At 71.4% G+C, this 26,362-nt stretch carries 27 protein-coding genes and 1 pseudogene; 15 read left to right on the top strand and 13 right to left on the bottom strand.

What is annotated here, in order from left to right; translation table 11 throughout:
• Positions 1–234: 234 nt before the first annotated feature.
• The 3 genes from ACZ3ZD_RS25455 to ACZ3ZD_RS25445 all read left to right on the top strand — a co-directional run bounded on the left by ACZ3ZD_RS25455 (position 235) and on the right by ACZ3ZD_RS25445 (position 2,842).
• Entirely contained in the window at positions 235–1,119 is an 885-nt protein-coding gene (locus ACZ3ZD_RS25455; protein ID WP_467401547.1) for an ABC transporter substrate-binding protein, read from the top strand.
• Positions 1,116–2,045, top strand: coding sequence for an amino acid ABC transporter permease (locus ACZ3ZD_RS25450; protein ID WP_467401545.1), 930 nt, complete (start codon positions 1,116–1,118; stop codon positions 2,043–2,045). Before ACZ3ZD_RS25455 ends, ACZ3ZD_RS25450 begins: the two co-directional genes overlap by 4 nt.
• A gap of 68 nt (positions 2,046–2,113) precedes the next feature.
• Positions 2,114–2,842, top strand: coding sequence for an amino acid ABC transporter ATP-binding protein (locus tag ACZ3ZD_RS25445; protein WP_467401978.1), 729 nt, complete (start codon positions 2,114–2,116; stop codon positions 2,840–2,842).
• A gap of 16 nt (positions 2,843–2,858) precedes the next feature.
• On the opposite strand, the gene aroQ is transcribed toward ACZ3ZD_RS25445, so the two are convergent.
• Positions 2,859–3,332: a type II 3-dehydroquinate dehydratase gene (aroQ, locus tag ACZ3ZD_RS25440; protein WP_467401542.1), complete on the bottom strand. Its 474-nt coding sequence runs from the start codon at positions 3,330–3,332 to the stop codon at positions 2,859–2,861.
• 207 nt (positions 3,333–3,539) lie between these two features.
• Here aroQ and ACZ3ZD_RS25435 point away from each other — a divergent pair, with 207 nt between their 5' ends.
• Positions 3,540–4,811 (top strand): MFS transporter, encoded by a 1,272-nt coding sequence (locus ACZ3ZD_RS25435; protein WP_467401976.1) that lies wholly within the window; start codon positions 3,540–3,542, stop codon positions 4,809–4,811.
• Positions 4,812–4,837: 26 nt separating this feature from the next.
• Here ACZ3ZD_RS25435 and ACZ3ZD_RS25430 read toward each other — a convergent pair whose 3' ends face one another.
• The 5 genes from ACZ3ZD_RS25430 to ACZ3ZD_RS25410 all read right to left on the bottom strand — a co-directional run bounded on the left by ACZ3ZD_RS25430 (position 4,838) and on the right by ACZ3ZD_RS25410 (position 11,257).
• On the bottom strand, positions 4,838–5,938 hold the full coding sequence (locus ACZ3ZD_RS25430) for a calcium:cation antiporter (protein ID WP_467401540.1): 1,101 nt from the start codon (positions 5,936–5,938) through the stop codon (positions 4,838–4,840).
• Positions 5,939–6,120: 182 nt separating this feature from the next.
• Complete coding sequence (locus ACZ3ZD_RS25425) at positions 6,121–7,122, bottom strand: TerC/Alx family metal homeostasis membrane protein (protein WP_467401974.1); 1,002 nt, start codon at positions 7,120–7,122, stop codon at positions 6,121–6,123.
• A gap of 325 nt (positions 7,123–7,447) precedes the next feature.
• Entirely contained in the window at positions 7,448–8,026 is a 579-nt protein-coding gene (locus ACZ3ZD_RS25420; RefSeq protein ID WP_467401537.1) for a TerD family protein, read from the bottom strand.
• Positions 8,027–8,199: 173 nt separating this feature from the next.
• Positions 8,200–10,338, bottom strand: a complete 2,139-nt coding sequence (gene uvrB / locus ACZ3ZD_RS25415; protein WP_467401535.1) for an excinuclease ABC subunit UvrB — start codon at positions 10,336–10,338, stop codon at positions 8,200–8,202.
• 40 nt (positions 10,339–10,378) lie between these two features.
• On the bottom strand, positions 10,379–11,257 hold the full coding sequence (locus ACZ3ZD_RS25410; RefSeq protein ID WP_467401532.1) for an MHYT domain-containing protein: 879 nt from the start codon (positions 11,255–11,257) through the stop codon (positions 10,379–10,381).
• Positions 11,258–11,535: 278 nt separating this feature from the next.
• On the opposite strand from ACZ3ZD_RS25410, the gene ACZ3ZD_RS25405 reads away from it, so the two are divergent.
• Both ACZ3ZD_RS25405 and ACZ3ZD_RS25400 read left to right on the top strand, forming a co-directional pair.
• Positions 11,536–12,408 carry a glycerophosphodiester phosphodiesterase gene (locus tag ACZ3ZD_RS25405; RefSeq protein WP_467401530.1) on the top strand — a complete coding sequence of 291 codons (873 nt, stop codon included), beginning with the start codon at positions 11,536–11,538 and terminating at the stop codon, positions 12,406–12,408.
• A 40-nt stretch (positions 12,409–12,448) separates the two neighbouring features.
• The gene (locus tag ACZ3ZD_RS25400; RefSeq protein ID WP_467401529.1) at positions 12,449–13,003 is read left to right on the top strand and encodes a methylated-DNA--[protein]-cysteine S-methyltransferase; all 555 of its coding nucleotides are present in this window, start codon (positions 12,449–12,451) and stop codon (positions 13,001–13,003) included.
• Between the two features lie 33 nt (positions 13,004–13,036).
• Here the strand turns inward: ACZ3ZD_RS25400 and ACZ3ZD_RS25395 are convergent, their stop codons facing one another.
• Complete coding sequence (locus ACZ3ZD_RS25395; RefSeq protein WP_467401526.1) at positions 13,037–13,468, bottom strand: VOC family protein; 432 nt, start codon at positions 13,466–13,468, stop codon at positions 13,037–13,039.
• 99 nt (positions 13,469–13,567) lie between these two features.
• Here ACZ3ZD_RS25395 and ACZ3ZD_RS25390 point away from each other — a divergent pair, with 99 nt between their 5' ends.
• Positions 13,568–14,476: a pseudouridine-5'-phosphate glycosidase gene (locus ACZ3ZD_RS25390; protein ID WP_467401524.1), complete on the top strand. Its 909-nt coding sequence runs from the start codon at positions 13,568–13,570 to the stop codon at positions 14,474–14,476.
• The gene (locus ACZ3ZD_RS25385) at positions 14,473–15,396 is read left to right on the top strand and encodes a carbohydrate kinase family protein (protein ID WP_467401521.1); all 924 of its coding nucleotides are present in this window, start codon (positions 14,473–14,475) and stop codon (positions 15,394–15,396) included. The genes ACZ3ZD_RS25390 and ACZ3ZD_RS25385 overlap by 4 nt, the downstream gene beginning before the upstream one ends.
• Before the next feature lie 185 nt (positions 15,397–15,581).
• Here ACZ3ZD_RS25385 and ACZ3ZD_RS25380 read toward each other — a convergent pair whose 3' ends face one another.
• The gene (locus ACZ3ZD_RS25380) at positions 15,582–16,376 is read right to left on the bottom strand and encodes a methyltransferase (protein WP_467401518.1); all 795 of its coding nucleotides are present in this window, start codon (positions 16,374–16,376) and stop codon (positions 15,582–15,584) included.
• Positions 16,377–16,551: 175 nt separating this feature from the next.
• Here ACZ3ZD_RS25380 and corA point away from each other — a divergent pair, with 175 nt between their 5' ends.
• Complete coding sequence (gene corA / locus ACZ3ZD_RS25375) at positions 16,552–17,679, top strand: magnesium/cobalt transporter CorA (RefSeq protein WP_467401516.1); 1,128 nt, start codon at positions 16,552–16,554, stop codon at positions 17,677–17,679.
• 72 nt (positions 17,680–17,751) lie between these two features.
• Here the strand turns inward: corA and ACZ3ZD_RS25370 are convergent, their stop codons facing one another.
• Positions 17,752–18,384 carry a nucleoside/nucleotide kinase family protein gene (locus ACZ3ZD_RS25370; RefSeq protein WP_467401513.1) on the bottom strand — a complete coding sequence of 211 codons (633 nt, stop codon included), beginning with the start codon at positions 18,382–18,384 and terminating at the stop codon, positions 17,752–17,754.
• Positions 18,385–18,658: 274 nt separating this feature from the next.
• Positions 18,659–19,051 carry a winged helix-turn-helix transcriptional regulator gene (locus ACZ3ZD_RS25365; protein ID WP_467401511.1) on the bottom strand — a complete coding sequence of 131 codons (393 nt, stop codon included), beginning with the start codon at positions 19,049–19,051 and terminating at the stop codon, positions 18,659–18,661.
• A gap of 98 nt (positions 19,052–19,149) precedes the next feature.
• On the opposite strand from ACZ3ZD_RS25365, the gene ACZ3ZD_RS25360 reads away from it, so the two are divergent.
• From ACZ3ZD_RS25360 to ACZ3ZD_RS25345, 4 genes and pseudogenes are all read left to right on the top strand, one after another.
• Positions 19,150–19,842 (top strand): NAD(P)-dependent oxidoreductase, encoded by a 693-nt coding sequence (locus ACZ3ZD_RS25360; RefSeq protein ID WP_467401508.1) that lies wholly within the window; start codon positions 19,150–19,152, stop codon positions 19,840–19,842.
• 58 nt (positions 19,843–19,900) lie between these two features.
• On the top strand, positions 19,901–20,599 hold the full coding sequence (locus ACZ3ZD_RS25355) for a DUF2293 domain-containing protein (protein WP_467401505.1): 699 nt from the start codon (positions 19,901–19,903) through the stop codon (positions 20,597–20,599).
• A gap of 594 nt (positions 20,600–21,193) precedes the next feature.
• Positions 21,194–22,681, top strand: a complete 1,488-nt coding sequence (locus ACZ3ZD_RS25350; protein WP_467401503.1) for a glutamate synthase subunit beta — start codon at positions 21,194–21,196, stop codon at positions 22,679–22,681.
• Positions 22,682–22,723: 42 nt separating this feature from the next.
• Positions 22,724–23,061: pseudogene (locus tag ACZ3ZD_RS25345) on the top strand (PLP-dependent aminotransferase family protein); the annotation flags it as partial.
• Positions 23,062–23,137: 76 nt separating this feature from the next.
• On the opposite strand, the gene ACZ3ZD_RS25340 reads toward ACZ3ZD_RS25345, so the two are convergent.
• Together ACZ3ZD_RS25340 and ACZ3ZD_RS25335 are read right to left on the bottom strand one after the other, a co-directional pair.
• Positions 23,138–23,392 (bottom strand): DUF397 domain-containing protein, encoded by a 255-nt coding sequence (locus tag ACZ3ZD_RS25340; protein ID WP_030348027.1) that lies wholly within the window; start codon positions 23,390–23,392, stop codon positions 23,138–23,140.
• Positions 23,393–24,253, bottom strand: a complete 861-nt coding sequence (locus ACZ3ZD_RS25335; protein WP_467401499.1) for a helix-turn-helix domain-containing protein — start codon at positions 24,251–24,253, stop codon at positions 23,393–23,395.
• A gap of 442 nt (positions 24,254–24,695) precedes the next feature.
• On the opposite strand from ACZ3ZD_RS25335, the gene ACZ3ZD_RS25330 reads away from it, so the two are divergent.
• Positions 24,696–25,520, top strand: coding sequence for an ATP-binding protein (locus ACZ3ZD_RS25330; RefSeq protein WP_467401497.1), 825 nt, complete (start codon positions 24,696–24,698; stop codon positions 25,518–25,520).
• Between the two features lie 53 nt (positions 25,521–25,573).
• Positions 25,574–25,972 (top strand): hypothetical protein, encoded by a 399-nt coding sequence (locus tag ACZ3ZD_RS25325; protein WP_467401971.1) that lies wholly within the window; start codon positions 25,574–25,576, stop codon positions 25,970–25,972.
• 86 nt (positions 25,973–26,058) lie between these two features.
• Here the strand turns inward: ACZ3ZD_RS25325 and ACZ3ZD_RS25320 are convergent, their stop codons facing one another.
• Positions 26,059–26,235 carry a hypothetical protein gene (locus ACZ3ZD_RS25320; RefSeq protein ID WP_467401494.1) on the bottom strand — a complete coding sequence of 59 codons (177 nt, stop codon included), beginning with the start codon at positions 26,233–26,235 and terminating at the stop codon, positions 26,059–26,061.
• Positions 26,236–26,362: the final 127 nt, after the last annotated feature.

The raw sequence follows: 26,362 nt of genomic DNA, 5'->3' as shown, positions 1-26,362 counted from the left end.
CCCGCCGGGCCGCCGCCCGCGGTCAACTGGTAGCAGCCCCGCACAGGACGACGGCTCCTGAGCGGTAGGGGCCGCCGGTCACCACCCCGCCCTCGGCCGGCGGCCCAGGCCCCGGCACGCGCGCGCGTGGGCTGCGCGCGACCGCGTTCACACGGCCGCAACACACGTTCCCAGCATGCGGACAACTACCGCTGTGACCTGGACAAACGCCGAGTTCACTGCCACTCTCCCGCCATGCATGCTGCCCCTCGCGCTCTGCGCCGCGCCCTCGCCGCGGTCACCGTAGCCCTGCTCGCCACCGCTGTCGGCTGTGCTCCGCAGCCCGAGGAGAACGCGTCGGCCGCCCCGTCCGGTTCGGCCGCGAACAGCTGCGCCAAGGGCAAGCTCCCTACCAAGACGTCCGGAAAGCTGACGGTCGCGACGGACGAACCGGCGTACGAGCCCTGGTTCAAGGACGACAAGCCCGCCAACGGCAAGGGCTACGAGTCGGCGGTCGCCTACGCCGTCGCCAAGCGGCTGGGATACGACAGGAGTGCGGTCGTCTGGCAGAGCGTGCCCTTCAACAAGGCGTTCGCGCCGGGGGTGAAGACCTTCGACTTCGACATCAACCAGGTGTCGATCAGCGCCGAGCGCAGGAAGGCGGTGGACTTCTCCTCCGGCTACTACGACGTGCGCCAGGCCGTCATCGCGCTGAAGGGCAGCAAGGCCGCCAAGGCGAAGAGCGTCGCGGATCTGAGGAAGCTCAAGCTCGGCGCCCAAGTCGGCACCACGAGCCTCGACTACATCAGCGACCTCGTGAAGCCGACCCGGCAGGCAGCCGTCTACGCCAAGAACGACCAGGCCAAGTCCGCCCTGAAGAACGGGCAGGTCGACGCGATCGTCACCGACCTGCCGACCGCGTTCTACATCACCGCGGCCGAGGTGACGGACGCCGAGATCGTCGGCCAGTTCGAGAACCAGGGCGGCGCGCCCGAGCAGTTCGGGCTCGTGCTGGACAAGGGCAGCGCGCTGACGTCGTGCGTGACCGCCGCCGTCGACGCCCTGCGCAAGGACGGCACGCTGGCCGGCATCGAGAAGCAGTGGCTCTCGGACGCCGTCGACGCCCCGGTGCTCAAGTGACGGTCACCAGGGGCGAGTCGGCCCGGGAAGGGGCGGACGGCAAAGGCGACATGGCCAAAGGCGCCGACGCCTTCGACGACGGCTACGCCCCGTCCGAACGGCGGCTGGCGCGCGAACGCCACCGACGCGCGCGGGCCCGCCGCGCCACCGCGATCGCGGCCCTGTCGACCCTCGTCACGGCCGCCGTGCTCTACCTCGTCGTCGTCCACGCACCGGGCTGGCCCCGCACCAAGGAGACCTTCTTCAGCGCGCACTACGCGCGCGAGGCGCTGCCGAAGGTCCTCGACGGGCTGTGGCTGAACGTCCGCCTGCTGCTGGTCTGCGGTGCCGCCGTCCTGGTCCTCGGCATGCTGATCGCCATCGCGCGGACCCTGCGCGGCCCGGTCTTCTTCCCGCTCCGGGCGCTGGCGGCGGCGTACACCGACTTCTTCCGCGGTCTGCCGCTCATCATCAACCTGATGATCGTGGTGCTCGGTGTGCCGGCGCTGCGGCTGCAGGGCGTCACGGTCGATCCGGTGCTGCTCGGCGGTACGGCGCTGACACTGACGTACGCGGCGTACGTGGCAGAGGTGTTCCGGGCCGGCATCGAGTCCATCCATCCCTCGCAGCGCGCGGCGGCCCGCTCGCTGGGGCTGACCAACCGGCAGGCCCTGCGCTACGTCGTCCTGCCGCAGGCGGTGCGCCGCCAGGTACCGCCGCTGCTCAACGACCTGGTGTCGCTGCAGAAGGACACCGGTCTGGTGTCCATCGGGGGTGCGGTGGACGCCGTACGGGCGTCCGACATCATCGTGGGCCGCAGTCTGAACTACACGCCGTACATCGTCGCGGGGCTGGTGTTCGTCGCGCTGACCATTCCGATGACCCGGTTCACCGACTGGGTGACGGCCCGGATGGACCGGCGCCGGGCCCAGGGAGGGTCCCTGTGAGCACCCGGGGAGGAGTGCCTGTGAGCACGACGGAGAGCACGTCCGTGAGTGACGCGCCCGTCCTGCGGATGGAGTCGGTCCGCAAGACCTTCGGCGGTTCGGTCGTCCTGCGGGACGTCGATCTGGAGGTCGCCCCGCACACGGTGACCGCGCTGATCGGCGCCTCCGGGTCGGGCAAGTCGACGCTGCTGCGCTGCGCCAACCTCCTGGAGGAGATCGACGACGGCGCCATCTGGCTGGACGGCGAGGAGATCACCGACCCGCGCGCGGACCAGGACGCGGTACGGCGTCGGATCGGCGCCGTCTTCCAGGCGTACAACCTCTTCCCGCACATGACCGTGCTCGACAACATCACGCTCGCGCCGCGCCGGGTGCACGGCGTCTCCCGCGCGGAGGCCGAGGAACGGGCCAGGGGGCTGCTGGAGCGCCTCGGACTGGCCGGCAAGGCGGATGCCTACCCCGACCGGCTCAGCGGCGGTCAGCAGCAGCGTGTGGCGATCGTACGGGCCCTCGCCGTGCGGCCCCGGCTGTTGCTGCTGGACGAGATCACGGCCGCGCTCGACCCGGAACTCGTCGGCGAGGTGCTGGACGTGGTCCGCGGTCTGAAGGACGAGGGCATGACCATGGTGCTGGCGACGCACGAGATGGGCTTCGCCCGGGACGTCGCCGACCAGGTGTGCTTCCTGGACGGCGGGGTCGTGCTGGAGCGCGGCAGCGCCGAGCAGGTGTTCGGCGAACCGGAGCAGGAGCGCACCCGGCGCTTCCTCCGGCGGATCGTGGAGGCGGGCCGGCTGTAGTCCCGCGCGCGGGCGGTCAGGCCTCCGTCCGCGCCGCCCCGGCCAGCGCCGCAACCCGCTCCACACCGAACACGTAGCCCTGCACGCCGCACCCGGCGATCACGCCGTCCGCACGCAGCGAGACGTAGGAGTGGTGCCGGAACGATTCGCGCTGGTGGATGTTGGAGATGTGCACCTCCAGCACGGGCATGCCGTCGCAGGTGTTGAGCGCGTCCAGGATGGCGACCGAGGTGTGCGAGTAGGCGCCGGGATTGATGACGATCCCGCAGTGGTTCAGCCGCGCCTCGTGGATCCAGTCGACCAGTTCGCCCTCGTGGTTGGACTGCCGGAAGTCCACCGTGCCGCCGTGCGCGGCCGCCGCCTTGGCGCACAGCGCCTCCACGTCGGCCAGCGTGTCCCTGCCGTAGATCTCGGGCTGGCGCTGGCCGAGCAGGTTCAGGTTGGGCCCGTTGAGGATCATGATCGGGGCGTTGGCCAGGGTGCGGGGCACGGTTCCTCCGGTCGGCTCGGGCGGTGCGTCTACGACCGCTCGCACCCGGTCTATCACGCCGGCCAGGACGGGCAGCGTGCCGTGCGCGCCGGTCGCCCGGGCGTGCGCTCCGGTCCCATGATCGCCTCCACACGCCCCCCGTAACCCGCGATCACCGAGGGTAGTTGACGCGACATGCACCGTGTACGCGCCGTGAACACCCCGTCCATGCCGAGGCTCGCCGCCGCCTCACTGATCGGCACAGCGATCGAGTTCTACGACTTCTTCGTGTACGGGACCGCGGCGGCCCTGGTCCTGGGGCCGCTGTTCTTCCCGACGTTCTCGCCGCTCGCCGGGACGCTGGCGGCGTTCGCGACGTTCGGGGTGGGGTTCGTGGCCCGGCCGTTGGGCTCGGTGCTGTTCGGGCACCTCGGGGACCGGCGCGGGCGGCGGCCGGTGCTCGTCGCCTCCCTGCTGCTCACCGGCGCCTCGACGGTCGCGGTCGGCTGTGTGCCGTCCTACGGGTCCCTCGGCATGGCCGCGCCCGTGCTGCTGCTCGTGCTGCGCTTCCTGCAGGGGCTGGGGCTCGGCGGGGAGTGGGGTGGAGCGGTCCTGCTGACCGCCGAACACGCTCCCGCCCGGCGGCGTGCCCTGTGGTCGAGCTTCCCCCAGATGGGGCCGGCGCTCGGGTTCGTCCTGGCCAACGGGGTGATGCTCGCTCTGTCGGCGGCCCTGTCCGACGCGGAGTTCGCGCGCTGGGGCTGGCGTGTGCCGTTCTGGGCGGCGGGCGCGCCGGCGCTGGCCGGCCTGTGGCTGCGTTCGTCCCTGGCGGAGAGCCCCCGGTTCCTGGAGATCGACGACCACGCGCGCGTGCCGCTCGTCGAGGTCGTACGGCACCACGGGCGGCTGGTGCTGCTGACGGCCGGGGCGCTGGCGGTCGGCTACGCGGTGTTCTACGCGGTGACGACCTGGTCGCTGGCGTACGCGACGGAACGGCTCGGCGTGAGCCGTACGGTGATGTTGGTGTGCGTCATGGGCGCGGTGGTCGTGCAGGGCGCGCTGACGCCCGTCGCGGCGCTGTGCGGCGACCGCTACGGGCGCCGGACCATGTGTCTGACGGGGTGCGCGGCCTGCGTCCTGTGGATGCTCCCGATGGTGGCGTTGCTGTCGACCGGTGAGCCGCTGCTGATGTTCCTCGCCATCCTGGGTGCCCTGCTCGCCTTCGTCGTCATGTTCGCGGTGATCGCCGCCTATCTGCCCGAGCTGTACGAGCCCCGGGTGCGCTGCACGGGCGCCGCCGTGGGCTACAACCTCGGCGGTGTCTTCGGGGGTGCCCTCACCCCGATCGTGGCCACGGCGCTCGCCGAGCGGGGCGGGCGGGTGCCGTGGGGCGTCGGCGTGTACCTGACGTGCATCGCGCTCATCAGCCTGGTGTGCTGCGCGCTGCTGCCCGAGACACGCCCGGTGCCCGTGCCGGCGGCGGAGCCGGCCAGGAGCTGACCGGTCACGCCGGGCGCGGTCGCCGGCTACGGGTTGATCGCCAGTTCGAGGTAGGCCGCGAACAGCACCAGGTGGACGCCTCCCTGCAGCGGTGTGGCCCGCCCCGGAACCACGGTCAGGGAGCTGACCACCACCGTCAGCGCGAGCAGCAGCATGTGGGTGGAGCCGAGGCCCAGGACGAGCGGACCGGACAGCCACACGGAGGCGAGCGCCACGGCCGGGATGGTCAGGCCGATGCTGGCCATCGCGGAGCCGAGCGCGAGGTTGAGGCTGGTCTGCACCCGGTCGCGGCGGGCGGAGCGCAGCGCGGCGATCGTCTCGGGCAGCAGGACGAGCAGGGCGATGACCACACCGACGACGGCGTGGTGCAGACCTGCCGCGGCCACACCCGACTCGATCGCCGGCGACACGCCCTTGGCCAGGCCGACCACACCGATCAGGGCCAGCGCGAGCAGGCCGAGGCTGGTCCAGGCGGTGCGCGCGGACGGGGGCTGGGCGTGGTCGTCGGTGGTGATGACCTCGCCCTGCCGGCTGACCGGCAGGAAGTAGTCGCGGTGGCGCACGGTCTGGGTGGCCACGAACAGCGCGTACAGGACCAGTGAGGACAGCGCGGCGAAGGTCAGCTGGACGGTGGAGAACTCCGGCCCGGGCTTGCTCGTGGTGAACGTCGGCAGCACCAGGCTGAGGGTGGCCAGCGTCGCCACGGTCGCCAGCGCCGCGCCGGTGCCTTCGGGGTTGAAGACCGCGGTGCCGTGCCGCAGGGAGGCCACCAGCAGGCTGATGCCGACGACCCCGTTACATGTGATCATCACCGCGGCGAAGACGGTGTCCCGGGCCAGGGTGGAACTCTTGTCGCCGCCGTCGGCCATGAGGGTGACGATGAGGGCCACTTCGATGATCGTGACGGCGATGGCGAGCACCAGGGAGCCGAAGGGCTCGCCGACCCGGTGGGCGACCACCTCGGCGTGGTGCACCGCCGCCAGGACGGACCCGGCGAGGACGGCGGACACCAGGCCGACGATCAGGCCGGGCAGGTCCCGGCCCCACGTGAGGGCCAGCAGGACGACCGCGAGCACCGGCACGATGATCGTCCATGAACGGGTGAGCGACCGGAGCCGAGTGATCATGCGGCGATGGTCGCAGAGGCTTACAGGGTTTGCATTCCGTCCTTTTCGGATTACCTCTCATCCTTTCCGGTGCGGGCGCTTTCCGGTGCGGGGGCCCGGTGCCGGTGGGACCGGGCCCCCGCGTCGCGACGAATCTCCCGCTGAGGGGTTATGTGAGAGCGAGGTCTCCCACGGCGCGGCCGTCAGACGTCGACGCTGTTCTTCCGGGTGCCCTCGCCGCCGGCGTGCTCCGTCTCGGCGGCGGCCTGCCTCCGGGTGGCCAGCAGGCTGGTGACCGTCGTGATGACGAGCACCGCGCAGATCACGCCGAGCGAGACCGGGATGCTGATCTCGGGCACGTGGACCCCGGACTCGTGCAGAGCGTGCAGCACCAGCTTCACGCCGATGAAGCCGAGGATGATCGACAGCCCGTACGAGAGGTGGACCAGCTTCTTGAGCAGCCCGCCGATGAGGAAGTACAGCTGGCGCAGGCCCATCAGGGCGAAGGCGTTGGCGGTGAAGACGATGTACGGGTCCTGGGTCAGCCCGAAGATCGCGGGGATGGAGTCGAGGGCGAACAGCACGTCCGTGGTACCGATGGCGAGCATCACGACCAGCATCGGGGTCATGACGCGCTTGCCGTTCTGCTGGATCCACAGCTTGGTGCCGTGGTACCGGTCGGCCACGCCGAACCTGCGCTCCGCGGCCTTCAGCAGCTTGTTCTCCTCGTACTCCTCGTCCTCCTCGTCGGCGCGGGCCTCTTGGACGAGCTTCCAGGCAGTCCAGATCAGGAAGGCACCGAAGAGGTAGAACACCCAGGAGAAGCTGGCGATGATCGCGGCCCCGGCGGCGATGAAGACGGCCCGCAGCACCAGGGCTATGAGGACACCGACGAGCAGGACGCGCTGCTGGTACTGGGTGGGCACGGCGAACTTCGCCATGATCAGGACGAAGACGAAGAGGTTGTCGACGCTCAGGGACTTCTCGGTGATGAAGCCGGCGAAGAACTCTCCGGCCGGTTGTCCACCGCCGAACACGAGCAGGCCGAGACCGAAGAGGCCGGCCAGGGCGATCCAGACGACCGTCCAGACGCCCGCTTCCTTGATCGACACCTCATGCGGCTTGCGGCCGATGAAGAAGTCGACGGCGATCAGGGCGGCGAGGCCCACGATGGTGAGGACCCACAGGCCCATGGAGACTTCCACTGCACCCTCCGGCATAACGAGACGGCAAACACATCAGCGTTGTCGCTGCCGGAGGTCTCTTCCACCCGCGATGGGCCGACGCCCCGGGACCGGAACCGGTCCGTACTGACGGGTGCGCCGCAGTCAGGGAGTACTCCCCTCCGCACGGAAAACTGTACCCCAATCACCAAGGAAAGGTAAAGTGAAAGGTAAAAAAGTCACCATATCTGCTGGTCAGAGCGATTTACCATTGCTTGGCACGGACCCTGGCCACCTCGGTGAGCCCCTTCTCCAGGATCCGGCCGCCGTGCGGGCCGCGCGCCGGGCCGGGCGGCCCGGCCCGGTCCTAGAGGTGCGGCACGATCGACGGCATCAGGTCCTGGAAGGTGCGTCCGTTGGCCGGGGCGCCGATGGCGGTCATCGTCCAGCCCGAGCCCGCCCGGTGCACCTTGGCCATGATCTGCGCGGTGTACTCGCCGCCGCCGGCCAGCGTGTAGCGGGCGAGTTCCTGGCCGTTGGTCTCGTCGACGAGCCGGCAGAACGCGTTCTGCACTTCCTGGAAGGTCTGCCCGGTGAAGGAGTTCACCGTGAAGACGATCTGGTCGATGTGGGCCGGGACGCGCTGCAGGTCCACCAGGATCGCCTCGTCATCGCCGCCCTGGCCGGCGCCGCCGACGAGGTTGTCACCGGTGTGGCGCACGGAACCGTCGTCGCTCACCAGATGGCGGAAGAAGACGACGTCCTTCGGCTCGGCGCCGGCGAACAGGACCGCCGACGCGTCCAGGTCGATCTCGCGGGTGCGGGAGCCGAACAGCCCGCGCCGCTTCGCCGCCTGCCAGCCGAGCCCCATGCGGACCGCGGTCAGGATGGCCCCGTCCTTCTTCTCCAGGCTGATGGCCTGACCCTTGGACAAGTTGACGGACACGGCTGAATCCCCTCTCGACGCTCCCCTGTCGCCGCACCGGGCTGTCACTGCGCGCCCACGCGGTCGCTCAGCAGCCTATGCAGGGCCACTGGCAGTACCGGCCCTCGGCTCGTGCTTTGTGTCGGTGTTGCAACACTTGGCGCTTATGCCGAGGGACGGCACCGGGCGGGGACTCAGGCGATCCCCGCCTCCCGCATCTGGCGCAGCTCCTTCTTCATCTCGGAGACCTCGTCGCGCAGCCGGGCCGCGATCTCGAACTGCAGCTCCGCGGCGGCGGCGCGCATGCGTTCGGTCATCTCCTCGATCTGCTCCGCCAGTTCGGCCGCCGGGCGGTCCGTGGGCACCGCCTTGCCCTTGGCCGCCTTGCCGGCCTTCGCACCCTTGGCCGCCTTGTCGCCGAGCGAGGGGACGGGCGCCTTGGCGGCCTTGCCGTCCTTCGACTTGCGGTAGCCGGAACCGAGAAGCTGTTCGGTGTCGACCTCCTCGCGGGCGATCTGCGCGACGATGTCGTTGATCTTCTTGCGCAGGGGCTGGGGGTCGACGCCGTTCGCCTTGTTGTAGGCGACCTGCTTCTCCCGGCGGCGGTTGGTCTCCTCGATGGCCTTCTCCATCGCCGGGGTGATCTTGTCGGCGTACATGTGGACCTGGCCGGAGACGTTGCGCGCCGCGCGGCCGATGGTCTGGATCAGCGAGGTGCCCGAGCGGAGGAAGCCCTCCTTGTCGGCGTCGAGGATCGCGACCAGGGACACCTCGGGCAGGTCGAGGCCCTCACGGAGGAGGTTGATGCCGACCAGGACGTCGTACTCACCGGAGCGCAGCTCGCGCAGCAGCTCGACGCGGCGCAGGGTGTCGACGTCGCTGTGCAGGTAGCGCACCTGGATGCCGAGTTCCAGGAAGTAGTCGGTGAGGTCCTCGGCCATCTTCTTGGTCAGGGTGGTGACGAGGACCCGCTCGTCCTTCTCGGTGCGCTTGCGGATCTCGTGCACGAGGTCGTCGATCTGCCCCTCGGTGGGCTTGACCACTACCTCCGGGTCGACCAGGCCGGTCGGGCGGATGATCTGCTCGACGACACCGTCCGAGCGGGACAGCTCGTAGGTGCCCGGGGTGGCCGACAGGTAGACGGTCTGCCCGATGCGCTCCTGGAACTCCTCCCACTTCAGGGGGCGGTTGTCCAGGGCCGAGGGCAGCCGGAAGCCGTGGTCCACGAGGGTGCGCTTACGGGAGGCGTCGCCCTCGTACATCGCGCCGATCTGCGGGACGGTGACGTGCGACTCGTCGATGACGAGCAGGAAGTCGTCCGGGAAGTAGTCCAGCAGGGTGTTGGGCGGGGAGCCGGGCAGACGCCCGTCGAAGTGCATCGAGTAGTTCTCGACACCGGAGCAGGTGCCGATCTGGCGGAGCATCTCGATGTCGTACGTGGTGCGCATCCGCAGCCGCTGGGCCTCCAGGAGCTTGCCCTGCTTCTCCAGCTCGGCCAGCCGCTCCCCCAGCTCCTTCTCGATGTCGTTGACGGCCCGCTCCATGCGCTCGGGGCCGGCGACGTAGTGGGAGGCGGGGAAGACGTAGAGCTGCTGGTCGTCGCTGATGATCTCGCCGGTGAGCGGGTGCAGCGTGGAGAGCGCCTCGATCTCGTCGCCGAACATCTCGATACGGACGGCCAGCTCCTCGTAGACCGGGAAGATCTCGATGGTGTCGCCGCGGACCCGGAAGGTGCCGCGGGTGAAGGCCAGGTCGTTGCGCGTGTACTGGATGTCCACGAAGCGGCGCAGCAGCTCGTCCCGGTCGATCTCGTCGCCGACCCTCAGGGGAACCATCCGGTCCACGTACTCCTGCGGAGTACCGAGGCCGTAGATGCAGGACACCGAGGCGACCACGATGACGTCGCGGCGGGTGAGCAGCGAGTTCGTCGCCGAGTGGCGCAGGCGCTCGACCTCCTCGTTGATCGAGGAGTCCTTCTCGATGTAGGTGTCCGACTGGGGGACGTAGGCCTCGGGCTGGTAGTAGTCGTAGTAGGAGACGAAGTACTCGACCGCGTTGTTCGGCAGGAGCTCGCGGAACTCGTTGGCCAGCTGCGCGGCCAGCGTCTTGTTCGGCGCCATCACGAGGGTGGGGCGCTGGAGCTTCTCGATCATCCACGCGGTGGTGGCGGACTTGCCGGTGCCGGTCGCGCCCAGGAGGACGACATCCTTCTCACCGGCCTCGATGCGCTTGGCCAGCTCGGCGATGGCCGCCGGCTGGTCGCCGCTGGGCTGGTAGGGGCTGACGACCTCGAAGGGCGCCACCGTGCGTTCGATGTGGGAAACGGGCCGCATGCCATCAACCGTACGACCCCGCACTGACAACGGGCTCCGGTCAGCGGTTCTGCGGAGTGCGGGGGCGGTGGTGCTCGGGCCGGCGGGCCGGCCCGCGGCCCTGGTGGAGGGCGGGGCGGCGGTCGGTGTGGGCGACCACGGCGGCGGCCGGGACGCCCGGTTTGTGCTCGACGGGCGTCCGCCGGGGCCGGCCCATGATCATGAACGGGTCGAGAACCACGACGACGCCGGCGAGGAGCAGGAAGGAGAGCGGGCCGATCAGCATCGGCGCGAGCACGGACGCCTCGGGCGCACCCCCGCCGGTGTGGGCGGCCCCGTCGAGGTGGACGCCGAGCGCGGCCATGCCGGTGTAGTGCATGCCGCTGACCGCGAGCCCCATGACGAGGCTCGCCCCCACGCTCCACAGGAAGCCCCGCACCTGCCCGGCGGCCCACAGGGCGGCGGTGGCGGCCACGACCGCTATGACGACGGAGGCCGCGACCGTGAGCGTGTTGTACGTGAACCGCCCGTGGAAGCGGACCCCTGCCATCCCGAGGTAGTGCATGGAGGCGACACCCAGACCGGTGATCGTGCCGCCGGTGAACAGGGGGGTGCCGGTGGCGCCCCGGTAGCCGACGATGAAGATCCCCACGCCGACCATGACGATGGCGAGGCCGAGGCTCGCGTAGGTGATCGGCTTGTCGTAGTGGAGGGGCGCCTCCTTGACGGTGAAGCCCATCATGGCGACGAAGTGCATGGTCCATATGCCGGAGCCGATCGCCGCCGAGCCGAGGGCCAGCCAGGCGGGCCGCCAGGAGTGCGTGACCAGCAGTGACCGTGTGGTGCAGCGCAGGCCGAGGGCACCACCCAGGCACGCCATCAGGTAGGCCACCAACGGGGTGACGGCCCCGTAGCCGAATCCGTCGACCGTGCCTTGCATCCGCGGCTGCCCTTCCGCCTTCTTGCGTCCCGGAATCCCTGCATATGCCCCCGTCCCAGGACCGCACGGGCGGCCAGGGTTGTCGCAGAGAGTATGACCCCCACCGGAACGGTCGAACGATTTTCCGGAAAAGAAACACGCCCTTGCCGCAGTTGTGCGGCACCGGTGAGCGGACCTGGACAGCACCATTCGATGTGTGGTCATCGTGCGCCCGCGTGCCGTTGACCCTTTGCTGTCAGTCTGGTGCTGTCGGTATCCGCTCGTTGCGAGGAGGACGCATGTACGCGCGTGTAGTCGCCGCCACCGTCGTCGCCACCCTGGGGACGGCGGTGGCCCTGTTGAGCCCCACCTCCGACGCCCGGGCCCGGGAGGTCCGGGTGCCCACGGTGGTCGCCCACCGGGGTGCCTCCGCCTACGCACCCGAGAACACCCTGGCCTCCATCGACAAGGCCGCCCGGATGGGTTTCCGCTGGGTCGAGAACGACGTCCAGCGCACCAGGGACGGTGAGCTGGTCGTCCTGCACGACGACAGCCTGCAGCGCACCACGAACGTGGAGAAGGTCTTCCCCGGCCGGGCGCCCTGGAAGGTGAAGGACTTCACCGCCGCCGAGATCTCCCGGCTGGACGCGGGCAGCTGGTTCTCCCCCGCCTACGCGGGCACGCGCGTGCCGACGCTGCAGCAGTACATGCGCCGGGTCGAGCACAACCACGAGAAGCTGCTCCTGGAGATCAAGAACCCCGAGCTGTACCCGGGCATCGAGCAGCAGACGCTGAAGCTCCTCGGCAACGAGGGCTGGCTGGACCACCGGCACCTGGGGCGGTTGATCGTGCAGAGCTTCAGCGCCGACAGCGTGCGGACCGTGCACGAGCTGAAGCCCGCGGTGATCACCGCCTACCTCGGCACTCCCACCGTGGCGCAGCTGCACCGCTTGGCGCGCTTCACCGATCTGGTCAACCCCTCGTACGGCTCGCTGTCCCGGGGCTATGTCGCGGTCGTGCACGCCTTCGACGGGGCGCACGGCAAGCCGCTCGGCGTGTTCACGTGGACAGTGAACGACGCGGCCACCGCCCGCAAGGCGGCCGGTTACGGAGTCGACGGGCTCATCAGCAACAAGCCGGACGTGGTGCGGGTGGCGCTGGGTTCGCACTGAACGGGCGGGCGTTGTCAGTGGCGGGTCGTACCGTGGGCACATGGACAGCCATGGGCAGGATGAGCAGCGGGTGGTGTGGGCCGTCGTGAGCACGGACATCGGCCCGTTGATGCTGGCGGCGACCAGCAACGGCCTGGTCAACGTCGTCTTCCACGCGTCGGACGCGGCGCGGGACCGGGCGCTGGAGCGGCTTGCCTCCCGGCTGGGCGGCCGGCCCGTGGAGGATCCGGAGTCGCCGCTGCTGGCGGAGCCGATACGCCAGCTGCGGGCGTACTTGGCGGGCGAGCGGCACGACTTCGACCTGCCCCTGGACTGGTCGCTGATCTCCGGGTTCAACCGGCAGGTCCTGCGCGAACTGGCCTCCGGCGTGCCGTACGGCACCGTGGTGGGGTACGGCGATCTGGCCGGGCGGGTCGGGCAGCCCGGCGGGGCCCAGGCGGTCGGGGCGGCGATGGGCGCCAATCCGCTGCCGGTGGTCGTGCCGTGCCATCGGGTGGTGGAGAGCGGCGGCGGCATCGGCGGTTTCGGGGGCGGTCTGGAGACCAAGCGGAAGCTGCTCGCCCTGGAGGGTGTGCTGCCCGAGCCGCTGTTCTGACCGATCCGGTGTCCTGACCGGCTCGGGGTGCCGCTAGTCGTCGTAGTGCCGGGCCTCGAAGACGTTGCCGTCGGGGTCGCGGAAGTAGAAGCTGCGCGTGGCGTCGCCGCGGGCGCCGGACAGCCCGTGGTCGATGTCCGAGACCGGGACGCCGCGGTCCTGCAGGCGGGCGCGCAGGGCGTCGAAGGCGTCGGCCGGCAGCGACAGACAGACGTGGTTGACCGGGTGGCCCGCGCTGGCGGCGGAGCCGGGCAGCATCCTCATCCGTTCGGCCACGGTGTGCGGGGCGAGGTCGAGGATGGTCTCCTCGTTGACGCGTACGGAGGGGAAGGTCACCTTCCCCTGCACGAACTCGGCGACCCTGATCGGCTCCAGTCCTACGGCCGTCTCGTAGAAGGCGGCCGCGGCGGCCGGGTCGGCCACCCACAGGACGACGTGGTCGAGGCGCGTGGTGTCGTTCGTCATGTGACCCAGGCTGGTGGTCTGCGCCACGGGCCACAAGCGTTTAGCCGTGGCCGGCGCCCGCCAGAGATGAGGAAGGACCGACGGACAGGAGGCGGGCACGTGGTGCTGGTGGTGTCGGAAGAAGTCCGCGAGGCGATCGACGCGCGGCGGCCGGTGGTGGCCCTGGAGTCCACGATCATCGCGCACGGCCTGCCCCGCCCGCGCAACCTGCAGGTGGCGCTGGAACTGGAGGAGGCGGTCCGGCGGGAGGGTGCCGTACCGGCGACCATCGCCGTGCTCGACGGGCGGCCCTTGGTCGGCCTGGACAAACAGCAGTTGGAGCGGGTCGCGAACGAGGACGGCATCCGCAAGCTGGGCCACCGTGATCTGCCGCTCGCGGTGGCGGCGGGGGCGAGCGGGGCGACCACCGTGTCGGCGACGGCCCAGTTGGCGGCGCTGGCCGGGGTACGGGTGTTCGCCACCGGCGGTCTGGGGGGCGTGCACCGCGAGTGGACGGTGACGCAGGACGAGTCGGCCGACCTGGGGCTGCTTGCCAGCACCCGGATCACGGTGGTGTGCGCCGGCGTGAAGTCGATTCTCGACGTTCCGGCGACGCTGCAGCGGCTGGAGACGCTGGGTGTGGCCGTCGCCGGATACGGCACGGACCGGTTCCCCGGCTTCTATCTGTCGGACTCGGGGCATCCGGTCGACTGGCGACTGGACACCCCGGAGCAGGTCGCCGCCGTGATGCGCGCCCAAGACGGGATCGACGCTCCGGAGTCGGCGCTGATCGTCGCCAACCCCGTCCCGGAAGCGGAACAGCTCGATCCAGAGCTGCACGCGCGTGTGCTCGCCGACGCGCTGCGCGCCTGCGAGGAGCGGAGGGTCACCGGGCAGGCGGTGACCCCATTCCTGCTGGACTACCTGGTCCGGCACACGGACGGTGCCTCGCTGCGCGCCAACCTGGCGGCGGTGCGCGGCAACGTACGGGTGGCGGCGCGGATCGCCACGGCGTGGACCAGGGGGTGACCGCGGACGGGAACGGAGCGCTGCTGGTCGTCGGGGACGTGGTCACGGATGTAGTCGCCCGGCACCGGGGTCCGCTCGCGGCCGGCACCGACACGGCCGCCGTGATCCGGACCCTGCCGGGCGGCGCGGGCGCCAACGTGGCCTGCTGGGCGGCGCACGCGGGCTGCCCGGACGTACGCCTGCTCGGGCGGGTGGGCGCGGACGCCGCCGACTGGCACGAGCGGGAGTTGGTCGCGACCGGGGTACGGCCCTCGCTCGTGGTGGACCAGGAGGCGGCGACCGGGACGGTGATCTGTCTCGTCGACACGGGCGCGGCGGCCGAACGGACGTTTCTGACGGACAGCGGGGCGTCCCTGCGGCTGAGCCCCGCCGACTGGTCGGACACGCTGCTCGACGGGGTGTCCCGGCTGCATCTGTCGGGCTATCTGCTGTTCACGGAACCGAGCCGGGCGCTCGCGGAGACGGCGCTCACGGCGGCACGCGCGCGGGGTGTGCCGGTCAGCCTGGATCCGGCGTCGGCCGGCTTCCTGGTGGAGCTGGGGGTGGACCGCTTCCTGGCGTTCGCGGAGGGGTTGGACCTGCTGCTGCCCAGCCGGGACGAGGCCTGTCTGCTGACGGGACTGCCGGATCCGGCGGACGCGGCGGCCAAGTTGAGCCGGCTCGTGCCGCTGGTGGTGGTCAAGGCAGGTGCGGACGGAGCGCTGGTGGCCCGTTCCGGGGCCGTGGTGTCCCGGGTCCCGGCCGTACCGGCGGCGCCCCGCGACACCACGGGCGCGGGTGACGCCTTCACCGGCGCGTTCCTCGCCGCCCTGCTGGCGGGCGCGGGCCCGCGGGAGGCGGCGGCAGAGGGGTGCCGTGCGGGCGCGGAGGCGGTACAACGGGTGGGCGGTAGGCCGCCGCATCCGGTGAGCGAGGGTTAGAGCCGCTTCCCAACCGCCGGTCGCCAGGCGGCAGGCGGCAGGCGGCAGGTGGCAGGCGGCAGGCGGCAGGCGGCAGGCGGCAGGCGGCAGGCGGCAGGCGGCAGGCGGCAGGCGGCAGGCGGCAGGCGGCAGGCGGCAGGCGGCAGGGAGACGATCCGGCGCCTGGGAGGGTGCGGCTTCGGCGGCTATCCCTTGCGGCCCCACGCCGAGAACATCGGTGCCGTGGTCAGGTCCATCGTGCCGGTCGCCACATGGGCCAGGTGCTGGTCGATCTCCTCGTCGGTGGCCAGACCGGCGGCCACGAGCCGAGCGCGAATCTGACGTACCGTCGCGGCCTCCAGCGCGGTGCAGGCGGGCGAGGCCACGGGGAAGTAAGCGTCGGCTTCGACGTCGTGCAGTCCGGCCTCGCGGAGCAGTCGCGGGAGTTTACGGCCGTAGGAGAGGTCGGCGCCACGGTCGGCGAGGAGCTTGCGGAAGCCCTGGCGCAGCCGGTTGGCGAGCCGCTGCTCGGGCCCGTACTCCTCGGGGCAGGTCAGCGGCTGGAGGGCGGGGTCGGCGTCCTCGATCAGCAATCGGCCGCCCGGGCGCAGGGCGTTGATCATGGATCGCAGCGCCCGTTCCCGGTCGGGTACGTGGACGAGGACCAGCCGCGCGTGGACGAGGTCGAAGCCTTCGCCCGGCGGTTGCTCGGCGCCCACGTCGTGGACGCGGACCTCTACCGGTGGGCGGGCCGCGGCGGCGAGCCGGGAGGTGTCGATGTCGGTGGCGACCACCTCGCCGGAGGGCCCCACCTTCGCGGCGAGCCAGGACACGACGGAGGTCCCGCCGGCCCCGACTTCCCAGCAGCGCCAGCCGGGACCGACGCCGAGTCCTTCCAGGTGCCGGAAGGTCGTGGGGTCGAAGAGCGCGGTGAAGGCGTCGAAGCGTTCCCCCGCCTCGTTCTGCTGGTTGTCCAGGAGGTATCCGTCCGGTCGCGTCATGCCTCGATCATCGCAGTCCGAGGGTCTCGTGGCCCGTTCGTCCCGTTGTCCACAGACGGGAACCAAGCGGAACTCGCTGTTCACACAGGCTTGCCCACGCTTTGCCCGGGACTGGCAGACTTGCCGGGCAAGGCGCGAAAGCGTTGAGCCGGGAGATCCATACGAGGGGATCCAGATGTCCATGGCAGGGAATCTGCGGAAGGTCACGGGACTGGGCAGGGTCGGCGGCCTGCGCAAGGTGGCGCGGCTGGCCCGGCGCCGGCCACGCGTGGACCTGAGCCATCCCGCCAGGTCGCCGCTGGGCTCGTCGGTGGTGAACTGCGTGACGTATCAGGACGGGGTGCGCGTGCCCGGGTGCGCCGACCTGGTGGATGCCGTGCGGCTGGTGCGCAAGACCGGCGAGGGCTTCGTCTGGCTCGGGTTGCACGAGCCGACAGACCGCGAGTTCGCGGGCATCGCCGAGCTGTTCGACCTGCACCCGCTGGCGGTGGAGGACGCGGTCGAGGCACATCAGCGGCCGAAACTGGAGCACTACGGGGAGACGCTCTTCGCGGTGTTCAAGACCGTCTGCTACGTGGAGCACGAGCAGTTGACGGCGACCAGCGAGGTGGTGGACACCGGCGAGATCATGGTGTTCGTCGGCACGGACTTCGTGATCACGGTGCGGCACGGCCGGCACGGCTCGCTGGGACCGCTGCGCGAGGAACTGGAGGCGGCCCCCCAGCAGCTCGCCAAGGGGCCTGCAGCGGTGCTGCACGCGATCGCGGACCACGTGGTCGACGACTACCTGAGCGTCACGGACGCGGTGCAGGCCGACATCGACCAGGTGGAGACGGACGTGTTCTCGGAGAACGGAGCGCGTGTGGATCCGGGCCGCATCTATCAGATGAAGCGTGAACTGCTGGAGCTGAAGCGGGCAGTGGTGCCGCTGGGCCGCCCCGTGGAGGACCTGGCCACCCGACCGATACGGGTCGTCGCCCCGGAGATACAGGCGTACTTCCGGGATGTGTTCGACCATCTGATCCGGGCGAAGGACCAGATCGCCGCGTTCGACGAGCTGCTCAACTCCATTCTGCAGGCGCATCTCGCGCAGGTGACCGTCGCACAGAACGAGGACATGCGGAAGATCACGGCCTGGGCCGCGGTGATCGCCGTGCCGACGATGGTGTGCGGGGTGTACGGGATGAACTTCGACCACATGCCGGAGTTGCACTGGTCGTTCGGATACCCGCTGGTCATGGCGGTGATGGCGACGGCGTGCCTGGTGTTGTACCGCGGCTTCCGGCGCAACGGCTGGCTCTGAGCTGAAGCTGCGGGGCTGCGGGGCTGCGGGGCTGCGGGGCTGCGGGAGCGCTGGTCCCCTGGGGCATGCGGATCAGCCGCTCCAGGCGGGGTGACGCGGGTCGTCGGCACGGACCAGGACGTCCGCCGTACCCGCCGGGTCGGTCTCTGCCTCGTAGCGCTCGAAGGCGGGCAGGGTCCAGTGGTCGGCCTCGGGGGTGCGGCGGCGCAGGGCGCCCGGGGAGAGAAGGAGGTGCACGGTCAGGTCGAAGGGGAACCAGTGGCGCAGCAGGAGGGGTCCGTGGAGCAACAGGATCCCGCCGGGCGGGAGTTGGACGTAGGGGCTGCGCGTGGCCCGGTCGGTGGCCGGATCCCACAGGTCGGGCAGGATCCGTCCGCTGCCTCCGGGATCGAGCGGGCCGAAGACCTCGCGCCACAGGGCGCCCGTGTCGAACCAACCGCTGTAGTACGACTCCGCGTCCCGCCGCCCGTGCTCCAGGCGGAGGGAGGCGGGGCGCAGGTAGCCCTCGGTGCCGACCACGAGGGAGGGCCGGCCGCGCACCCGCAGCGCCTCCCCGACCCGCGCGGCGAGGTCCCCGGGCCGGGCGGCCGGGGCACCGTCGAAGCCGACGCGCGGCCAGGTCCCCCCATCGGCCGGCACCGCACCGGCCAGCCGGTCGGCGAGCCGCTCGGCCAGCCGGTCCCAGGTGATCGCTTCGAGTCGCACAGGGCCCATGATGCCGGGTCGCCGGGGAGAGCGGCGGAGGTGTCCGCGACGGAGGCGGTGATACGGGGAGGTGGTGGCGCGGATAGATGATGACAGTGACAGGGCGTCACGGGTTGCGGGTCAGGCCCGGACGGTGCCGGCCGCGCCGGGCCAGGACGGTACCGGTTGGCGCGGCGACACGCCGGCACAGTCCCGGGCCAGGCGCCCCACAGCACGGGCACCACGGTCGGTGGAGCGGCGCGCCCAGACGATCCGGCACCGGTGGCGTGACGGGTCAGGTGAGGTCGTCGGCGGTGCGGCGGGCCGCGAGCAGGGCGGGGAGGTGGGTCTCGCTCCAGGTGCGGGCCGCGTCGAGAAGGGGGATCAGAGTGCGGCCGAGCGGGGTGAGGGCGTATTCGACGCGCGGCGGATTCTCGTCGTAGGCGGTACGGGTCACCAGGCCGTCGCGTTCCATCGCGCGGAGCGTCTCGCTGAGGACCTTGGGCGTGACGGCCCTGAGCGGGGCCCGGAGTTCACCGAAGCGGCGTGGCCCTTCCTGGAGGCACCGGATCACCATGCCGGACCACTTGTCGCCGATCCGGAAGGGCATCGCGGAGGACGGGCAGAGGGGGTGGAACAGGTCGGGATCGAGGGGTGCGGGCCGGTCGCGGTCCGTCGCGTCGGTCATCCGCCGAGGGTAGCGCCGATTCCGTTGCGGTAACCGGGGGTCTGCTCCCTAACGTCTCGGCCGGACGTGAAAAGCCTTAGGGCACTGGGAGGTTGGGGATGAGCGGGATCGTGGTGTTCGGGGCCGGGGGACGGGCCGGGCGGGCGGTGACGGCCGAGGCTCGCGCGCGGGGGCACGCGGTGACGGCGGTGGTGCGGGATCCGGCGCGGTATCCGGATCTCGGGGCGGAGGGCGTCACGGTGGTACGGGGTGACGTCACCGATGCCGGGTCGGTCGCCGAGGCCGCTGCCGGGCACATCGGTGCCGTGCACGCCGTCTCGCCGTTCAGCGGGCCGGAGCAGGGCTTCGCCACGTTGGACCCCGGGTTCTTCGTGAAGGCGGCCGACGCGCTGCTCGACGGGCTCGCCACGGCCGGCGTGGGCCGGCTCGTCGCGGTGGGTCTGGGGGCGAATCTGCTCGGCGCGGACGGGCGTCCGGTGATGGACGATCCGGTCGCGTTCCCGGCGGAGATCAGGCCGTTCGCGCTGGCGCACACCGCTGGGCTCGACCGGCTGCGCGAACGCAGGGGCGGCCCTGTCGACTGGGTGATGCTCACGCCTGCCGGGCACCTGGAACACGGCGGCGCCCGGACGGGCCGGTACCGCGTCGGCGGGGAGCGGCTGCCGGGGGTGGAGGGTGAGCCGTGGCTGTCGTACGCGGATCTCGCGGTGGCGGTCGTGGACGAGACGGAGCAACCGGTGCGGCACCGTACGCGGGTGTCGGTGTTCAACTTCCGGGAGGAGGAGAACTGAACCCGGTGGCCGAGGACAGGCAGGGGAGGCAGGGGTGGTGACGGGGAAAGTACCGTGTATGGCGCTTCCCGCAACTCCCCACTCCCCCGGTCGGCTTGTCGTCGTCCAGGCGCTGAAGCGCAAGCGGTGTGCCCGCTGCCGGCGGGGTCCGCTGTCCCTGCTGGTGCTGACGGACGGAGCGCCGTGGTGCCTGGTCTGTGCGGATCTCGGGCACCTGGTGTTCCTGCCGCGTGGTGACACGGCCCTGACCCGCAGGTCGCGGGAGGAGAGCACGCTGTCGGCGGTGGTGGTGCGGTTCAACCGGCGAAAGAGCCGCTACGAACGCCAAGGGCTGCTCGTGGAGGAGGACGCGCTGGCCCGGGCCGAGACGCGGTGTCTGGCGGACGCGGAGGCGCGGCGCCGGCGGCGGGCTCGGGACGCGCGGCGCAGAGCCGCGGAGGACGAGCGGTTCGTGGCGGCGTTCGCGGCCGAGATCCTGCGGCTGTTCCCCGGTTGTCCGGCCGAGCGGGCCCGGGCGATCGCTGCCCACGCGTCGGTGCGGGGCAGCGGCCGCGTCGGGCGCAGTACGGCCGGGCGGGCGCTGGCCGAGGGGGCGGTGATCTCGGCGGTCGTGGCGGGCGTACGGCATGGGGAGACGCCCTACGATCAGCTGCTGATGCGCGGGGTGCCGTGGAATGAGGCTCGACGCCGGATCGCCCCGGCGGTGGAGCGGGTGCTGCGGGCGTGGCAGGGGGCCGGGCAGGCGGACGCGGGCTGAAGCCTGCGGAAAAGGCGAAAACAGGGTCGGCGGGTGCGGTCGTGGGGCTCGCTCGGCCCTGGCCCGGTTCCGGTGCAGGGGGCTCACCCGGGTGGCGGGCGAACCGATGCCGGGTAGTGGACCGGGTGGGGCGGAACGGGGGTGTGGAGATGATCGAAAAGCCGTTCTGCGTGCTCGTCGGCGCGGGGATCCCCGGGACCGGGCTGGTGGCCGGTGTCTACCGCGGGTTCTCGGCACCTCGCTGTACCTGGCCGGTTCGTTCGGGCTGAACGATCGTCGCGAACGTGCCCCGCAACGACCGGCCGGCCAGGCTCACCCCCGGCGCGCCGGAGGCCGGCGCGTACTGGCCGGCCGTACGTGCGCGAGTGGACCTTCTGGAACCACGCCCGGGCCAGCGCCTCGGCCGCGGCGGCCCTGGTCCACACAGCGGCCCTCACCTGAGCGGGCCCGTTCTGGTTTTCCGGGAGAAAGCGCTGTCCGCCACTCTGCGCGGGTGCCGGACGGGACGTATCGTGGCCCGAAGAGTGCCGCCCGATGTCGCACGGCCCTTCGTACACCCGGTGCCTCCGGTGCCCGTACGCGAGGAAGACGCCCATGGCCGATCCCAAGGGGTTCATGACCACGCCGCGCCAGGAGTGGCCGCGGCGGCCCGTCGAGCAGCGGGTGCGGGACTGGGACGAGGTGTACGTCCCGGGCGCGCTGCTGCCCATCATCAGCAAGCAGGCCGACCGCTGCATGGACTGCGGTGTCCCGTTCTGCCACCAGGCCTGCCCGCTGGGCAATCTCATCCCCGAGTGGAACGACCTGGTGTCGCGGGAGGACTGGCGGGCCGCGAGCGACCGGCTGCACGCCACGAACAACTTCCCGGAGTTCACCGGTCGGCTGTGTCCGGCGCCGTGCGAGGCGGGGTGCGTGCTGGCGATCAACCAGCCGGCCGTCACCATCAAGAACGTCGAGTGCGCGATCGCCGACCGGGCGTGGGACGAGGGGTTCACGCCGCCCCGGCCGCCCGAGCGGCTGTCCGGGAAGACGGTCGCCGTCATCGGTTCGGGACCCACCGGCCTCGCCGCCGCGCAGCAGCTGACCCGGGCCGGGCACACGGTCGCGGTGTACGAGAAGGACGACCGGATCGGCGGGCTCATGCGGTACGGCATCCCCGCGTTCAAGATGGAGAAGCGGCATCTGGAGCGGCGCATCGGGCAGATGCGCGACGAGGGGACGAAGTTCCGTACGTCGACGGCGGTCGGCCGGGACGTGCCGGCCGACGAGCTGCGCACCCGGTACGACGCGGTGGTGATCGCCACGGGAGCGACGGCGTGGCGGGAACTTCCGGTGCCGGGCCGGGCGTTGAACGGGATACACCAGGCGATGGAATATCTGCCTTTGGCCAACCGGGTGTGTGAGGGGGATCTGGAGGTTTCACCGCTGTCGGCCGCCGGCAAGCACGTCGTGATCGTCGGCGGCGGGGACACCGGGGCGGACTGTCTGGGCACCGCGGTGCGTGACGGGGCCGCGTCCGTGACCCAGCTGGACATCTACACGCAGCCGGGTGCCGAGCGCGACGAGGACACCGAGCCGTGGCCGACGTACCCGAAGATCTACCGGCTGTCGGCCGCGCACGAGGAGGCACGGGAGCTGCGTACGGCACCGGCGGCGGACGCGGACGCGCGGCTGTTCGCGGCGTCCACCCTTCGCTTCACCGGGGACGAGAGGGGGAATGTGCGGTCACTGCATCTCGTGGAGGTCGACGAGCGGAGGCTCGCGGTGCCGGGTACCGGGCGGACGCTCCCCGCCGACCTGGTACTGCTCGCTCTCGGCTTCTCCGGGCCGGACCAGGGGGACGGGATGATCGAGCAGTTGGGGCTGGCACTGCAGCCGCGGGGCACGATCGCCCGGGACGACGGGTTCGCGACCAACGTCCCCGGGGTGTTCGCCGCGGGAGACGCGGCGCGCGGGCAGTCGCTCATCGTGTGGGCGATAGCGGAGGGGCGAGCGGTCGCGGCGGCCGTCGACCGTTATCTGACGGGGAGTTCCCGGCTTCCGGCCCCGATAGCGGCGACGGACCGGCCGATGGTGGTCTGAGCGGCGGCACCACCGGCCCGGCGGCACCGTCCGGTCGGGCCCCATCCGCGGCGAATGCGGCAGCGGTACCGGTGCCGGCGTGACCGGCTCGTCGCCGCGTTCGCCGCGCAGGCGCCGCAAATCGAGGTGACGGGCATCGCGGCCGGGCTGCGCGCGGTGCTGCGGCTGCCGCCCGGCACGGAGCGGTCGACGGTGCAGGCCGCCGTGTGACAGGGCGTTACCCTCGGCCCGGCACCCCCCGCTGCGGGCTCGCCGGGTTCCGGTATCCGCAGAGTCCGACGGCGGCCGGCGACGGCCTGGTGGAGGGGTATGCGACCCCGGCCGAACACACCTACGGGGCGGCGCTGGAGGCGCTGTGCGGGGTGCTGCCGCCGGAGTGACACCCACCGGCGGCAGCCTGGGACCAACTCGTCAAGTTCAGGAGGAATGTGCGATAGAAAACAACACCCAGGGAGCTCAGGACAGCAGGAAGTCGGCCTCCCCCGCCTTGGCGCCCTCGATGAACGCGGTCATCTCGTCCATGGTGTAGATCAGCGCCGGGCCGTCCGGATCGGTCGACTGGCGTACCGCGATCCGGCCGTCGGCCAGTTTCATCGCCTCCAGGCAGTTCCCGCCGTTGCCGCCGCTCCAGGGCTTGTGCCACCCCTCGCTGCCCAACTCCCGCGCGGGCATGCCGTTGTAGACACGTCCGCGCGGCTTGATGCGATCCATTCACAGCTCCTTGCGGAGATCCCGGAGGATCTCCTTCGTGCGTTGTGCCGTGGCGGCCTGCGCCGCCATGCGGTCCATGACCTCCAGATGGGTCGCCACCTCGGTGCGCGCGTCCAGGTAGACGGCGCCGGTCAGGTACTCGCTGTAGACCATGTCCGGCAGTTCCGACACGGCGAATCGGAACAGCACGAAGGGCCCGTACGTGCCCGGGTGCGGCCCGTTGGCGAACGGGGCGACCTGGAGGGTCACATGGGGCAGCTCCGTGGCCTCGAGCAACCTGTCGATCTGCGCACGCATCACCTCCGGTCCGCCGACCGGGCGGCGCAGGGCGGTCTCGTCCATCACCGCCCAGAAGCGGGGCGCGTCGGGACGGGTGAGCAGTTGCTGGCGTTGCATGCGCAACGCGACGTGCCGCTCGATGTCGTCCGGGCTCGTCTGGCCGACGGCGCCGGAGTTCAGCACGGCGCGCGCGTAGTCCTCGGTCTGCAGCAGGCCGGGGATGAAGTGCGGCTCGTAGGAGCGGATGAGCGCGGCCGCGCCCTCCAGGCTGACGTACATCGAGAACCAGCCCGGCAGGATGTCGTGGAACCGCTGCCACCAGCCGGGCCTGTTCGCCTCCTCGGCCAGCTGGACGAAGACCTCGGCCTCGTCGTCGGGGACGCCGTAGGCCTTCAGGAGCAGTTGCAGGTAGGGGATTTTGAGGGCGACCTCGGCCGTCTCCATGCGGCGGACGGTGGCGGGGGCGACGCGGAGCACGCGGGCGGCCTCCTCGCGCTTCAGTCCGGCGCGTTCCCGCAGGTCCAGCAGGCGCCGGCCGAGGACCACCTGGCCCACCGTCGGCGCGGACCGCGGTTCGCTCACGCTCCACCTCCACCGCACGCCTCTCGCCGAGGCTTCTTGCGAACTTTCCTGCCCGCACTTCTTGCCAAAGCTCCTTGCCGAAGCTTCTTGCCCGCTCTTCTGGCCGGGACCTCTGCCGATGCCCGTGGCCCTGAAGGTCCCTGACAGCCCTGCGGCGCCGTTCGAAGGTGCATTCGAAGATCGGGTCGGATCTCCGACGACTTCAATTGGCGCCGCGTGAGGTGCTGTTGCGAGCAGTGTGCCACGGCCGCCTACGGAGTCACACAGCACTCTGCAATTTTCAGAGTGACTCTTGCCAAGTGTCCGTGTCAGGGCGATAGTGGCAAGCGTGATTCCGTCCGCGCCCTTAGGAACAGACGCGGCCACAGACCCTTCCGGTCTGGGCGCCGCGGCGGGAGCAACCCCCCAACGGGGCGCTGCCGAGCGCAGGTTCCGCTTCGAGTTGGCCGCACGCCCCGGTTCCGTCGCCCAGGCCAGACGTCTGACGCGCGCCCGGCTGGCCGGCTGGTCGGTCTGCGCGGACACCTGTGACAACGCGGCTCTCGTCATCTCAGAGCTGGTCACCAACGCGATCGTGCACACCGTGAGCAGCCGGGTCGTGTGCGAGTTGCTCGACCACGACGACGTGGTGCGCATAGCCGTACAGGACCAGGGCCGTGCTCCTGGCGAACCCTGCCCGTCCCCGCAGCGAGCCGATGAGGAGCACGGGAGGGGGTTGCTTCTCGTGGACGCGCTGTGCCGGGCCTGGGGTGCCCAGGAGCACGGCCCCGGGCTGTCGGTCTGGGCGGAACTGCCCCGCCAGGCCGACGCCGCCCGGGACACCGCGGAACCGCGCGGTGACCTGGGCTGGGGTGCCCGGCCCAAGCCGGACCGCCCGGACGACACCGACGAGGACCGGCCGGCCGAGGCGAGCGGGCGCGAGCCGGAGCGGTGTCGTCGGGGGGAGACGGGGCCGCACGGGGAACCGGGGGCGCAGGGGGGACCGGGACCGCTCGGGAACACCGGGCCGCACGGTGGCCCGGGGCCGTACGGCCAGGAGGATGCGGAGTACCACCGACACGTACCCGCCGGTCAGCCGCCGCGCCGGACACCCGAACAGCACCGGTACGGGGTGGTGGACCCGCACGGGCACGCCGCGCATCCGGTGCAGCAGCGGCCCACCGGGCAGCCGGGCCGGCACGGGTACACCGCGCCCCCGGACCGGCAGCCGCCCACCACACCCGTGGACCGAGCGGCCGAGCATCCTCTCCCCGGAGAGCGGACGTGACCGGCGCCGGTGGGACACGCGCCGGGGCCGGTGGGACCGGTGAGGAGCAGGCCATCGGTCTGAACACCCTGGTACGGCTGCAGCGCCGGCGGTCGGCCCCGGAAGCGGACCGCCGTCTGTCGCTGCCGGACGGCATGACCGCCCCGCTCGGCTTCGACGCCGTGGCCGTACCCGATCGCCTCGGGCCGCTCGTCGTACCCTGGCTGCCGCGGGTGGGGTGTGTGTACGCCGACGGTTCCCGCTGGTGGTGGATCGTTCCGTCGGACTCCGACTACGCCCTCCCCTGGCCCTCCCCGGCCCACTACGCCACCGGCGCCCTGATCACCGACACCGCCCGCCTGATCCACCGCCCGGAGGGTACGGTCCCGTACACCCCGCCGATCCCCCTCTACCTGGCCCTGTGCCGGGTGACGGGCACCGCCCCGGACTGGTCCCGGACCGTGCCGGCCTGACCAACCCGTCAATCCAACGCCTCGACGGCACGATCCCGGCTCCCTGACCTGGCCCTGCGTCGGCTGCCAGGGCCGCCGAGCCGGCCTCAGTCGGCGATCTTCGCGCCGCGGACGATCACCAGGAACGCGTCCGTCGCGAGGTCCATGACGACCTCGGCGGCCAGGCCCTCCTGACGTCGCGCGTGCGCGAACTCCTCCGCGGGCCAGGATCCCCGCGGACCGCCGGCGGGAAAGCGTTCGAGCACCGTTCGCCCGTTCACCATCTCGCACCTCCACAAAGCGTCGTACGTGTAAGGAGTTAACGCCCTGGAGAGGGAAACGGCTCGCTCGGTGACGCTACTGAGACAATGGCGATACCCGGTCCGCGCGGACCGTGAGGATCCGTTCACC

The organism is Streptomyces sp. NPDC023481 (assembly GCF_055560195.1).
Note: the sequence above shows the minus strand (reverse complement) of the source record. Positions and strands in the feature narration are given on the sequence as shown.